We start from the raw sequence: 12,058 nt of genomic DNA, 5'->3' as shown, positions 1-12,058 counted from the left end.
CGCAGGGTCCGGCCGGTCCGCGCGGCGAGCCGGGCCCGCCCGGGCAACTGCCTTCGATCGAACAGGTGATGCCGTGGCTGCACATGATCTTCGACGCCTGGGAAGACTATCGCCGCCAGCGCGAGCAGGAGGCGGCCGAGCGCGAAGCATTGGCTGCGGCCGTGGCCGAGCAACCCGCTGACCTCGACGATCCCGATGAAGACGAGGATCACAAGGACAAGAAAAAGAAGAAGCACAAGGACAAGAAATAGGCCGCCAGCCGGCGCGGCTCACCCGAACCGCAGCCGCGAGCGCTCCTTTGCCTTCTCCGCCTCCACTTCGCGGTCGCGCGCCGGTGCCGTGGTGTGTAGCGAAACGAGAAGCCGGTGCGCGGCGTCCGAGACCTCGGCGACCGCGCGATCGAAGGCAGCTTCATTGGCCTGCGACGGCTTGTTGAAACCGGACAGTTTGCGCACGAATTGCAGTGCGGAAGCGTGGATCTCGTCCTCGGTCGCGGGCGGCTCGAAATTGAACAGCGTCTTGATGTTGCGGCACATGCTTTACTCCTGTCACCGGCGGCCCGGGTCCGTTGCCTTAGCCCAAGGACGATTGGTCCATGGAAATTCCGACATCATCGCCTATTCTGTCATGAAAGCGCCGGTGGCTTCACCCCTCCCGGCCGCAACGCAAAGCGAGTTCCCGATGAGCCATGTGATCTACAAGATCGTCGAACATGACGGCGGATGGGCCTACACCGTGGACGGCGTGTTCTCCGAACCGTTCGCGACCCATGCCGCTGCGCTGGCCGCCGCCCGACGTGTGGCGGCCGAGCAGCGGGTGCCCGGCCGCACCGAGGCGATCGAGTATGAAACCCCTGACGGACAATGGCACACCGAGACCGCCGCCGGCAGCGACCGCCCCGAGACGGATGTCGAGGATCGCGGCTGAGGCTGAGCATGCCTCTTTCAGCGCGGGATGACGGCGGAATTTCGCGATGATACGCTTGTCGCAAATACGACATCCGGAGATCGCCCGTGACCGACCTTGCCGCTGCCGACCTCGCCTCGATCTATCAAAAGCCGACTGCGCGCGTGATCGCGAAGGCGCGGCCAGAGATCGATGTGCATGCGAGGAAGTTCATCGGCATGTCGCCGTTCTGCGTGCTGGCGACCTCCGGCTCCGACGGCAGCGTCGATGCGTCCCCGCGCGGCGGCAATCCGGGCTTCGTCAGCGTCGCCTCGCCGAACCTGTTGTTGATGCCGGACCGCTCCGGCAACAACCGCATCGACAGCTTCCGGAACATCGTCGAGGGTTCGGGCTTTCTGCAGCTCATCTTCTTCGTGCCGGGGATCGACGAGACATTGCGCGTCGGCGGCAAGGGACGTCTCTCGTCCGATCCGGAGCTCCTGGCTTCGATGGTGGAATTCGGCAAGCCGCCGCGCGCGGTGCTGCGCGTCGACGTGACGGAAGCCTATTTCCACTGCGGCAAGGCCTTGATGCGCTCGAAACTGTGGTCGGCGGACACGCGCGTCGAGCGCAAGGTATTCCCGAGCATCAGCGAAGTGATCCACGACCAGACCACGCTCGGCGAGCCGGAGAGCCAGGCGGTGGTGGAAGAGCCGCAGCTCTGACGGCTGGCGCGGGTAATCACCCTCCCCTTTCAGGGAGGGTGGAAATCCTTGCCCCGCCTCAGTGCTCGTTCTCGAGGTGGCCGACGTGCTTCTGGGTGTAGAGCTCAAGGCCGATGCGCTGGATCAGGTCGAGCTGGGTCTCGAGGAAATCGATGTGGTGCTCCTCGTCCTTCATCAGGTCCTCGAACAGATCGCGGCTCACATAGTCCTTCACGCCGTGGCAGTAGGTGGCGGCTTCCTGGTAGAGTGCGCGGGCGCCGATCTCGGCGGCGAGATCACACTCGATGATCTCCTGGACGTTCTGGCCGATCCGCAAGGGATCGAGCACCTGCATGTTGGGGAAGCCGTCGAGGAACAAAATGCGGTCGGTGAAGCGGTCGGCGTGGTGCATCTCCTCGATCGATTCCTTGCGCCAGACCTTCGCCATCTCCAGGAGGCCCCAGTTATTCAGGATGCGATAGTGCAGCCAGTACTGGTTGATCGCCGTGAGTTCGCTGCGCAGGCCCTTGTTGAGATATTCGATGACCTTAGGGTCGCCCTGCATAGTCCACTCCAAATGCTTAAAGGCCCAAAGCGGGCCCGATTCCAACTTTAGAACGCTTCTAAATCAGATTATGGACAAGAGCAACCCTCCTCTGGGAGGGCACCTGGGAAGAGATCTGGGGAAATCCGGCGGATCAGCAGGCCGCGAGCGCGAACTCAGTGTTGGCGGCTTCGTCGACTGTCTCGTGGCTGTGCGGGCAGCCGCTGCAGCAGGCCTTGGCGCACGGTCCGAGCGCCTCGTTAATGATCGTCTTGATGGTGCGGGCACAGCGGCCGCATTCTGCACTGCAGCCAAGGCAGCCATAGAGCTGCTTGGCATTTCGCGGCAAGGACCCGCCGACGCTCACGGCACTGCGGACGTCGTGGTCGCTGAGGACATTACAGGAACAAACGATCATCGAAGAGGCGGGTCCGGTCGGTGATGCTGACATAAGAAATATTGAAGGCGAGCAAGCGACGCAAAGGGAAAAACCGGAATTTGAAGCAATTCCAAACTGATGATGGAGGTAAATTGGAATGGCTCTAAGTGTGATCCGCGTCATCGCACGGCACGCCGGCTATCACTTGGCGGGCGATCCGCCGCGGCGTTGATTGATCGTCAAGGGGAAATGTGGAACTCTGGTCAGGACCAGTGCCCCAAAAGGGATGACTTGAAGAAAGGTGAGGCCATGAGGAAGACATTGCTCGGATTTGCCGCCATTGCATTGGCAGGCGCGCTCGTGGCAGCACCTCCGGCGCATGCGCAGCGCGGCGTTGCCGCGGGCGTCGCGGCCGGACTGATCGGTGGCGCCCTGATCGGCGGGGCGATCGCTTCGCAGAACGGGTACTACGGTCCCGGTTACTCCTACGGTCCCGGGTATTCCTACGGTCCTGGCCCCGGCTACTACGTCGCCGACCCCTACGAGTACGGGCCGCCCTGCGCCTGGCAGCGCCAGCGCTTCTGGGACGGCTATGGCTGGCGGGTGCGCAACGTGCGCGTCTGCTATTAACGCGCATTCACCTTCATTAAATCTCGCACAGGATGCCGGAAAACCCCCGCTTTTCCGGAAGCTGAACGGCTTATGGCCAGAAAAAACCGTTTTTTTCAGGCCATTAGCGCGCTGACGTTTACTTTCGATTGACTGTTGTGCGCTCTTTTTGCGACACGGGATTTCGAAACCAGCGTGCGAGTCATCGTTAAGCGTTAAACCCGGCGTCGGCTGAAGGCGCCATCCAGGAGAGCCCAAGACATGAAGAAGACATTAGCTGCCTTCGTCGCGGTCGCAACGATTGCCGGTTCGCTGGCTGTCGCGCCGGCTGCCAAGGCCGGAGACGGCCAGATCGCAGCCGGCGTGGCCGGCGGCCTGATTGGCGGCGCCCTGCTCGGTGGCGCGATTGCTGCGAGCCGTCCGGCTCCGGTCTATGTCGCACCGGCGCCGGTCTACGTTGAAGAAGCTCCGTGCCGCATGATTCGCGAGCGCTTCTGGGACGGCTACGGCTGGCGTTTCCGTCGCGTTCAGGTTTGCGACTAAGCTGACCCGGCTCATCGAGCCACTGAATCAAAACCCGGCCGACATCCAGGCCGGGTTTTTCTTTGCCCTTATCGCCGACGGCTACCTCGCCGCCGTCATCGCGCGCAGCACCGCTTCGCTCGGCCAGCAATCGACCTTCAGGCCTGCCGATTTCTGGTAGGCGCCGAGCGCGGCGCGGGTCTGCATCCCGGCCTTGCCGTCGAGTTTGTCCTTGTAGAGACCGATCCGCGTGAGATGGCGCTGCATCGCCTCGACATCGGCGGTGCGCAATTGCGTCGTCGCCGACCAGGGCGTCGCGAACGGCGCCGGGCTCGTCATGCGGTCGGCGAGATGGCCGACAAACAGCACGTAGAGATCGGAAAAATTGTATTCCTTGATGACGAAGTAGTTCTTCGTGGTCAGGAATGCGGGGCCATAGATGCCCTCGGGCTGCAACAGCGAGGCCGGCTGCGCCTGTTCCGTCGCGCTGAGCTTCTGTCCGCGCACCGGCACAAAGCCTGCGCCCAGCCATTCGCCGACCGGCCTCGTCACCTCGGGTACGCCCATGGTGCAATCGACATTGGCCGGCGCCTTCACCTCGTAGGCCCAGCGCACGCCCTTCTGCCAACCCTTGTTGACGAGCTGCTGGGCGGCGGAGGCGAGCGCATCCGGCACCGAGTGCCAGATATCGATGCGGCCGTCGCCGTCGAGATCGACGCCATGCTTGTAGTATTCGGATGGCAGAAACTGCGTAAACCCGGTGGCGCCGGCCCAGGACGAGCGCATCTCCTGGCGCGTCACCGCGCCCTCGCCGAGGATCTTCAGCGCGAGGATGAACTCGGTGCGGTACTGGTCCTTGCGGCGGCCGACATAGGCCTGCGTCGCCACCACGCGCAGCGTGTCGTAGGGTAGCTTGTAGCGGCCGTAATCGGTCTCGCGGCCCCAGATCGCGAGCACCACGGTTGCCGGCACGCCGAAGCGATTTTCGATCTCGTTGAGATCAGCGCGGTGCTTCTGCATCAGCCGCTGCCCCTCGACGGCAAGCCGCGCGATCGATGCTTCCTTGACGTAATCCGCCGGCACCTGGACGAATTCAGCCTGGGACGGTGCGCCGGTCGCCGGGCGGCCCGGCAGGATCAGATCAGGCAGCTTGTAGTCAGGCTCGAGCCCACGCGTCTCACGATCAAACGTCGCGCGCGACACACCGGCGGCCTGCGCCTCCGGCCACAGTGAGGCGATGAATTGGGTGAAGGCGGCATCGGCGGCGTGGGCTGACGGCACCAAGGGCGACGTCGAGAACAGGAGGCCGAAGGCAAGCGCACGGAGGAATGACAAGACGGGCGGCCTGTTCACACAGCGGTCCAATCCAAGTGCTATCCTGTTCTTGAGGCAGACATTAATCACGCGATGCTAGCACGACACGACAGCCGCCGCACCCTCAATGTCCGGCCGACTGCTTGGCTCCTTCGATCGACGCATTCGAGAGCTTGTCGACGAGGGCAATGCCGATCGCGGAGAGGATGAAGACGGTGTGGATGATCGTCTGCCACATCACGCCGGTCTCAGTGTAGTTGGTCTTGCCCGACGTCAGTGCGCCGGCCTCGATGAAGGTCCGCAGCAGGTGGATCGAGGAGATGCCGATGATCGCCATCGCCAGCTTGATCTTGAGCACGCTGGCGTTGACGTGGCTCAGCCATTCCGGCTCGTCTGGATGTCCCCGCAGGTTGAGGCGCGAGACGAAGGTCTCGTAGCCGCCGACGATCACCATCACCAAAAGATTCGAGATCATGACGACGTCGATCAGGCCGAGCACCGCCAGCATGATCTGCTGCTCGCTGAAATCAAAGGCATGGGCGAACAGGTGCCACAGTTCCTTGATGAACAGCACGACATAGACGCCCTGAGCGATAATCAGCCCGACATAAAGCGGCAATTGCAACCAGCGAGATCCGAAGATCAGCATAGGGACCGGGCGCAGCGGTATGTTCTTCGGCGGCACGGGTGCGTCGGAGGTGGCAGACATTATGAATTTGCTCGTGGCAGGATTTGGGATTGCGGAATGCTATATCTACGCAATCTCGTCGTGGTGGGAAGCGACAACTGGCCGCAGCAAATTGTCGCTAGACTGCCGTCACCTCGTCAGCTTCTTGTATTTCACCCGATGCGGGATGATCGAATCCTGGCCGAGACGCCGCATCTTGTCCTTTTCGTAATCCTGGAAGTTGCCTTCGAACCATTCGACATGGCTATCGCCTTCGAAGGCGAGGATGTGAGTGGCGATGCGGTCGAGGAACCAGCGGTCGTGGCTGATGATCACGGCGCAGCCGGCGAAATCCTCCAGCGCCTCTTCGAGCGCGCGCAGCGTGTCGACGTCGAGGTCGTTGGTGGGCTCGTCGAGCAGCAGCACGTTGGCGCCCGACTTCAGCATCTTGGCAAGATGCACGCGGTTGCGTTCGCCGCCTGAGAGCGCGCCAACCTTCTTCTGCTGGTCGGCGCCCTTGAAATTGAAGGCCGAGCAATAACCGCGCGAATTCACTTCGCGCTTGCCGAGCAGGATCAGCTCGTTGTTGCCGGAAATCTCCTCCCACACGGTCTTGCTGCCGTCGAGCGCGTCGCGCGACTGATCGACATAGCCGAGATGGACGGACTCGCCGGTCGTGATCGTGCCCTGGTCGGGCTTCTCCTGCCCGGTGATCATGCGGAACAGCGTGGTCTTGCCGGCGCCGTTCGGACCGATCACGCCGACGATGCCGCCGGGCGGCAGCTTGAAGGTGAGATTGTCGATCAGCATGCGGTCGCCGAACGACTTGGTCAGGCCTTCGAAATCGACGACGTTCTGGCCGAGCCGCTCGGCGACGGGGATGATGATCTGCGCGGCCTGAGTCTGCTTCTCGCTCGCCTTCTTGAGCAGATCCTCGTAGCGCTGGTAACGCGCCTTGGACTTGGCCTGGCGAGCCTTGGGCGAGGATGCGATCCACTCCTGCTCGCGCGCCAGCGTCTTCTGATGCGCCGCGTCCTCGCGGCCCTCCTGCTCGAGCCGCTTCTGCTTCTGCACCAGCCAGGAGGAATAGTTGCCCTCATAGGGAATGCCGCGGCCGCGATCGAGCTCGAGAATCCAGCCCGTGACATTGTCGAGGAAGTAGCGGTCGTGGGTGACGATCAGGATCGCGCCGGGATACTGCCGCAGATGGCCTTCGAGCCAGGACACAGATTCGGCGTCGAGATGGTTGGTCGGTTCGTCCAGCAGCAGCAGCTCGGGCTGGTCGAGCAAGAGCCGGCACAGCGCGACGCGGCGGCGCTCGCCGCCGGAGAGCTTTGAGACGTCGGCGTCGTCGGGCGGACAGCGCAGCGCGTCCATCGCCTGGTCGACCTTGCTGTCGAGATCCCAGAGGCCCTGGGCCTCGATCTCGTCCTGCAGCTTGGTCATCTCATCGGCGGTCTCATCCGAGTAGTTCACCGCCAGCTCGTTATAGCGGTCGAGGATCGCCTTCTGCTTGGCGACGCCCAGCATCACGTTCTCACGGACGGTGAGGTTGGGATCGAGGTGCGGTTCCTGCTCGAGATAGCCGACGCGGGCGCCCTCGGCGACCCAGGCTTCGCCGGTATAGTCCTTGTCGATGCCGGCCATGATCTTGAGCAGCGTCGATTTACCGGAGCCGTTGACGCCGAGCACGCCGATCTTGGCGTCCGGGTAGAAGCTCAGGTGGACGTTATCGAGCACCTTGCGGGTCGGGTAGCTCTTGGTCAGACCTTGCATGAAATAGACGAACTGGCGGGCCATTGAGTCCCCTGGAATCGGCAGGATTTGTGGAAATTTTGCTGCCGCCGATGTAGCCGCCGGGCCCTCAAAGCGCAACCGCACACCGCGCGTTTTCCATCCGTTCACCCCGATGAATACGGGATTGAAACCATGTGTACGGAGGATGACGACAATTGAAACCATCTTTTAATAAATCGGGCGAAATCTCGTTTTCAGCGTCGAAAACGGCATTTTGCGCAGGCTAAGCCGCGCATGACCAACAGGAGGGCTGTGTCATGGCAACAAGCACGTCCCTGCCCGCCCCGGGGGCCAGCCGCACTGGCCTTGCGAAGATCATCGCCGAACTCCGCGTCTTCTGGCGCCAGTTCTTCACCAGGGCATTCAACCCCTACCGGCCGGAACTGCACTATATGCGCGGACCCGGGCCGGCCTGGCGCGCCAAGCACAGAAGCCGGTTGCGATCATGATCCGATTAGAAGCAATCGGATCATGATCTCATCTCTTTGTTTGAGCATGATCTTTTCGGAAAACCGGTATCCACTTTTCCGGATCATGCTCTGAGCCTGTCGGATATTTGAAGCCGGCGTTTCCCGAACTCCGCTTGCGCGACCCGACGATTGCGCGCAACCATGGCGATATCCCCCGACGGTATTTTCGCCGTCCTTTCGCCAGAGACGGATTCATCGATGACGCGGCTGCGCTGTGCAATCCTCGACGACTATTTCAACCTGTCACTTTCGATCGCGGACTGGTCAGGGATCAAGGACCGCATCGACATCACCGTGTTCAGGGAGCCGTTTGCGAGCGAGGCGGCGGCCGCGAGCGCGCTTGCCGATTTCGAGATCATCTGCGCGATGCGCGAACGCACCGCATTCCCGCGCACGCTGTTCGCGGCGCTGCCCAAGCTGAAGCTCCTGCTGACATCAGGCATGCGCAATGCGGCAATCGACGTGGACGCCGCCAAGGCTCACAAGGTGGTGCTGTGCGGCACGCAATACAGCCGCGACCCGACCGCGGCGCTGACGCTCGGCCTGATCCTGGAACTCACCCGCGGCATCGGCCGGGAAAACGCGCGGATGCATGCCGGCGAGCCCTGGCAGACTTTTGCTGGCGTAGAGATCGAGGGCCGCACGCTTGGCGTGGTCGGGCTCGGCAAGCTCGGCACCCGGGTGGCGAAGCTCGCGCAGGCGTTCGGCATGAATGTCAACGCCTGGAGCCCCAACCTGACGGCCGAGAAATGCAAGGAGGCCGGCGTCGGCTATGCCAGCAAGGAGGAATTGTTTGCGACCGCCGACATCGTCACCATCCATGTGGTGCTGAGCGAGCGCTCGCGCGGCCTGGTGGGTGCCGCCGATCTCGCGCGGATGAAGCCGACGGCCTATCTCGTCAACACTGCGCGCGGGCCGATCGTCGACGAGAACGCACTGCTGGAAGTCCTTACGCAAAAGAAGATCGCGGGCGCCGGCATCGACGTGTTCTCGGTGGAGCCGCTGCCGGCCGACCATCCCTTCCGCAGGCTCGACAACCTCGTGCTCACCCCGCACCTCGGCTACGCGACCCAGGAGAGCCTCGGGATCCACTACGGCCAGATGGTCGAGTGCATCGATGCCTGGACCAAGGGCAGCGAGCCGCCGCGGCGATTGGCGTAATCACCGATCCTCGCAGAGAGCGGTCGCGACCCGTTCGTCCGTGATCAGGATATCGGCCAGCCCCGCGCGGATTGCTGCGCTGATGATCGGGAGCTTCTGAAGACCGCCGGCGGCAAGGATGCGCTCGCGTACCGCCTTCAGATCGCGCATCGGCGGATGGATCACGCGCCGGGTCAGGGGATGCGTCACCGCGTTGCCGTCCTTGTCGAGATAGTGGCCGCAGATATCGCCGACGGCGCCGGCGTCGCGCAGCGATTGCCACGTCTCGCGCGATATCACGCCATATTCCAGCGCTTTCGATTGTTCGGACAGATCGATGGCGCTGAACAGGGCGATATCCAGCTCCGCGACCATTGCAAGAACCGAGCGCACCGGCTCGCTGGAAACCAGCGCATCGCGAAGCTGCGCCGTTGCCGCGAACATCGGCGCGGTCACGTAGTAGCATGTCGCACCCAACGCGCGTGCCATCATCGCCGCGTTGTCGTAAGGGTTGATCGCCGTGCTTTCGGCAAGCCCGCCGCACAACAGAACGACACGGCAGCCGTCGCCGGAACGGCGCCGCAGATTTTGCGCGGCCATGTTGATGGTGCCGCCCCAGGTGATGCCGAGAGTCCCGGCGGGCGGCAGGTGCTCGGAGATGTAGTGGCCGGCGGCGGCCCCGACGAGGTTGCGGACATCGGTGTCGCCAATCGGCGCGGGCACGACGATGGCGTTGCGCAGCTTGAAGCGTGCAGCGAGGCGGGCCTCAAGTTCGCTGCAAGGACCGAACGGGCTGGCAATTGAAATCTGGACGACGCCGCGCTCCCGCGCCTCTCCCAGGATCTGGTTGACCCGCTTCCGCGTGATTTTCAGGTGCTGTGCGATGACGTCCTGGGTCTGCCCCTCCTTGTAGTAGTGCCAGCAGATGCGGGCGACCAACGCGTCCCCGTTCTCCACTTCCGGCCCGAACGTTTCGATTTCCGTCGCCTGTCTGGTCACGCTGTTCCCCATCGAATCTTCGTCGCTTAGCCAAGTCACATATGCACCAATATTGTCACATATGTGTAGCAGCGGATTGTTAGGCTCCGCCGCACCTCACGCGGAGCAGCGAAATGTACCGAAAACTCCTGATTTCAATTGCACTTAGCTCGATACTCACGTCGCCAGCCTTCTCTCAATTCTCAGACAATAAGATCGTCATCGGGGTTATGGGCGATCAAAGCGGCGTGGTCTCCGATGTCGGCGGGCCGGGCTCGATCAAGGCCGCGCGAATGGCGGTTGCCGATTTTGGCGGCTCGATCGACGGGGTCCCGATCGAGATCATCACCGCAGATCATCAGAACAAGCCGGACGTCGCCTCAGCCATCGCACGCGAATGGTTTGACCGGCAAGGCGTCGACGCCATTGTCGACCTGCCGCATTCGGGCGCGGTGTTCGCGCTGATGACGATCGCGACCGAGAAGAAGCGGTCGCTCCTGGTATCGGGTGCCGCCAGCGTCGAGATCACCGGCGGACGTTGCTCGCCCTACGTGACCCATTGGACCGACGATACTTACGCGCTGGCGCGCGGCACGGCTGCGGCGCTGACCGAACAGGGGCAGAAGTCCTGGTTCTTCCTCACTGCCGACTATGCGTTCGGCCACGACCTGGAGAAAGACGCCAGTGCCGTGGTGCAGGAGCGCGGCGGCAAAGTGCTCGGCAGCGCGCGCCATCCGCTCAACACCGCCGATTTCGCCTCGCTGTTGCTGCGCGCCCAGAGCTCGAACGCGCAGGTCGTGGCGCTCGCGAGCGCCGGTGCCGACACCGTCAATGCGATCAAGCAGGCCGGCCAGTTCGACATCATGCGCACGCAGAAGATCGCAGCGCTCCACGCTTTCGTCACCGACGTCCACAGCCTCGGCCTCGAAGCGGCGCAGGGGCTCATCATCACCACGGGGTTCTATTGGGATGACAGCGACGGCACTCGCGACTTCGCACTGCGCTTCCTGAAGGAACACGGCCGAATGCCGACGCGCGAACAGGCCGGCGTCTATTCCGGCGTGCTGCATTTCCTGAAGGCCGCGAGAAGCGCCAAGAGCGACGATGCCGCGATCGTCAATGCCGAGATGCGCCAGCTTCCGGTCGATCGGTTCGGGCGGCAGGCAGTCGTGCGGCAGAACGGCCGCCTCGCCTATGATCTCGGCGTCTATCGCGTGAAATCGCCGGCGGCGAGCCGGCAGCCCTGGGACTATTACGAGCGGATCGCCACCGTTTCCGCCGCGACCGCGTTCCGCCCGGCGGCCGAATCCGGCTGCAGCATCACGGCCTCGGTTCGATGATGACCGACTCAATGCCTCCAAACTACCTGTCGGCCAGCAGGCTGGCCGACAGGCTCAAGCGGGGCGACATAGGCGCGCTCGATTTGATGAATGCCTGCCTCGACCGGATCGCCGCGCGTGAGCCCGAGGTCAAGGCGTGGGCTTTCCTCGATGCGGAACGGGCGCGCGAGCAGGCCCGGCGTGCGGACGAGCACCGCGCATCAGGTGGGCCACTCGGCGCGCTGCACGGCCTGCCGATCGGGGTGAAAGACGTATTCGACACCGCCGACATGCCGTCCGAATATGGCAGCGATACGCTTCGCGGCCGGCGGCCAAACGCCGATGCGGATGCCGTGGCGGCGCTGCGCCGCGCCGGCGCGATCATTGTCGGCAAGACCGCGACATCCGAATTCGGGATGTACCATCCGAGCCCGACCCGCAATCCCAAGGACCTGTCGCGCTCGCCGGGCGTGTCGTCGGCGGGTTCTGCGGCCGCAGTCGTCGACCACATGGTGCCGCTGGCGCTCGGCACGCAGCATACCGCTTCGATCACCCTGCCCGCGTCGTTTTGCGGGGCATTCGCGTTCAAGCCCTCGTTGGGATTCACGTCGATGGCGGGATCGAATGTGCTGGTGCCGCGGATGGCACATGTCGGACTGTTGGCCCGCTCGATCCCGGATGCATGCCTTTTCGCCGGCGCGTTCGATCCCGCGTTGGCTGCTGTCCAGCC

The 12,058-nt window shown here is 63.3% G+C and carries 15 protein-coding genes and 1 pseudogene; 9 read left to right on the top strand and 7 right to left on the bottom strand.

Translation table 11 applies throughout. The annotated features are described in order from the left end of the window. Positions 1–251 (top strand): annotated as a pseudogene (locus CWO89_RS32165) (collagen-like protein); the annotation flags it as partial. A gap of 18 nt (positions 252–269) precedes the next feature. On the opposite strand, the gene CWO89_RS32160 reads toward CWO89_RS32165, so the two are convergent. Then, positions 270–536, bottom strand: a complete 267-nt coding sequence (locus CWO89_RS32160; RefSeq protein ID WP_130582519.1) for a DUF2277 domain-containing protein — start codon at positions 534–536, stop codon at positions 270–272. 145 nt (positions 537–681) lie between these two features. Between CWO89_RS32160 and CWO89_RS32155 the strand changes: the two genes are divergently transcribed. Together CWO89_RS32155 and CWO89_RS32150 are read left to right on the top strand one after the other, a co-directional pair. Continuing rightward, positions 682–927, top strand: a complete 246-nt coding sequence (locus CWO89_RS32155; protein WP_130582521.1) for a DUF2188 domain-containing protein — start codon at positions 682–684, stop codon at positions 925–927. Between the two features lie 86 nt (positions 928–1,013). Continuing rightward, on the top strand, positions 1,014–1,610 hold the full coding sequence (locus CWO89_RS32150) for an MSMEG_1061 family FMN-dependent PPOX-type flavoprotein (protein ID WP_130582518.1): 597 nt from the start codon (positions 1,014–1,016) through the stop codon (positions 1,608–1,610). A gap of 58 nt (positions 1,611–1,668) precedes the next feature. Here the strand turns inward: CWO89_RS32150 and bfr are convergent, their stop codons facing one another. Together bfr and CWO89_RS32140 are read right to left on the bottom strand one after the other, a co-directional pair. Next, on the bottom strand, positions 1,669–2,154 hold the full coding sequence (gene bfr, locus CWO89_RS32145) for a bacterioferritin (protein WP_130582517.1): 486 nt from the start codon (positions 2,152–2,154) through the stop codon (positions 1,669–1,671). 133 nt (positions 2,155–2,287) lie between these two features. Further along, on the bottom strand, positions 2,288–2,551 hold the full coding sequence (locus CWO89_RS32140) for a (2Fe-2S)-binding protein (RefSeq protein WP_130582516.1): 264 nt from the start codon (positions 2,549–2,551) through the stop codon (positions 2,288–2,290). Between the two features lie 270 nt (positions 2,552–2,821). On the opposite strand from CWO89_RS32140, the gene CWO89_RS32135 reads away from it, so the two are divergent. Then, a complete protein-coding gene (locus CWO89_RS32135; protein WP_130582515.1) occupies positions 2,822–3,142 on the top strand; it encodes a hypothetical protein in 321 nt (106 codons plus the stop codon). Positions 3,143–3,382: 240 nt separating this feature from the next. Continuing rightward, complete coding sequence (locus CWO89_RS32130; RefSeq protein WP_130229897.1) at positions 3,383–3,664, top strand: hypothetical protein; 282 nt, start codon at positions 3,383–3,385, stop codon at positions 3,662–3,664. A gap of 81 nt (positions 3,665–3,745) precedes the next feature. Here the strand turns inward: CWO89_RS32130 and CWO89_RS32125 are convergent, their stop codons facing one another. The 3 genes from CWO89_RS32125 to ettA form a co-directional block, all read right to left on the bottom strand. Next, positions 3,746–4,978, bottom strand: coding sequence for a lytic murein transglycosylase (locus tag CWO89_RS32125; RefSeq protein ID WP_463702041.1), 1,233 nt, complete (start codon positions 4,976–4,978; stop codon positions 3,746–3,748). Positions 4,979–5,081: 103 nt separating this feature from the next. After that, positions 5,082–5,666 carry a TIGR00645 family protein gene (locus CWO89_RS32120; RefSeq protein WP_130582514.1) on the bottom strand — a complete coding sequence of 195 codons (585 nt, stop codon included), beginning with the start codon at positions 5,664–5,666 and terminating at the stop codon, positions 5,082–5,084. Positions 5,667–5,774: 108 nt separating this feature from the next. Next, positions 5,775–7,424 carry an energy-dependent translational throttle protein EttA gene (gene ettA / locus CWO89_RS32115; RefSeq protein ID WP_130582513.1) on the bottom strand — a complete coding sequence of 550 codons (1,650 nt, stop codon included), beginning with the start codon at positions 7,422–7,424 and terminating at the stop codon, positions 5,775–5,777. A 254-nt stretch (positions 7,425–7,678) separates the two neighbouring features. Here ettA and CWO89_RS32110 point away from each other — a divergent pair, with 254 nt between their 5' ends. Further along, positions 7,679–7,870, top strand: coding sequence for a hypothetical protein (locus CWO89_RS32110; RefSeq protein ID WP_130582512.1), 192 nt, complete (start codon positions 7,679–7,681; stop codon positions 7,868–7,870). 219 nt (positions 7,871–8,089) lie between these two features. Continuing rightward, positions 8,090–9,052: a D-2-hydroxyacid dehydrogenase family protein gene (locus CWO89_RS32105; RefSeq protein ID WP_130582511.1), complete on the top strand. Its 963-nt coding sequence runs from the start codon at positions 8,090–8,092 to the stop codon at positions 9,050–9,052. Here the strand turns inward: CWO89_RS32105 and CWO89_RS32100 are convergent, their stop codons facing one another. After that, positions 9,053–10,030, bottom strand: coding sequence for a sugar-binding transcriptional regulator (locus CWO89_RS32100; RefSeq protein ID WP_245476677.1), 978 nt, complete (start codon positions 10,028–10,030; stop codon positions 9,053–9,055). Positions 10,031–10,143: 113 nt separating this feature from the next. On the opposite strand from CWO89_RS32100, the gene CWO89_RS32095 reads away from it, so the two are divergent. Both CWO89_RS32095 and CWO89_RS32090 read left to right on the top strand, forming a co-directional pair. Beyond that, positions 10,144–11,349: an ABC transporter substrate-binding protein gene (locus CWO89_RS32095; protein WP_130582509.1), complete on the top strand. Its 1,206-nt coding sequence runs from the start codon at positions 10,144–10,146 to the stop codon at positions 11,347–11,349. 11 nt (positions 11,350–11,360) lie between these two features. Continuing rightward, positions 11,361–12,058: amidase (locus tag CWO89_RS32090; RefSeq protein WP_245476676.1), on the top strand; the 698-nt coding region annotated here is incomplete at its 3' end.

It is taken from the genome of Bradyrhizobium sp. Leo170 (assembly GCF_004296405.1).
Classification (GTDB): Bacteria; Pseudomonadota; Alphaproteobacteria; order Rhizobiales; family Xanthobacteraceae; genus Bradyrhizobium.
The sequence above is the reverse complement of the archived record's forward strand: the minus strand, read 5'-3'. Positions and strand labels throughout refer to the sequence as shown.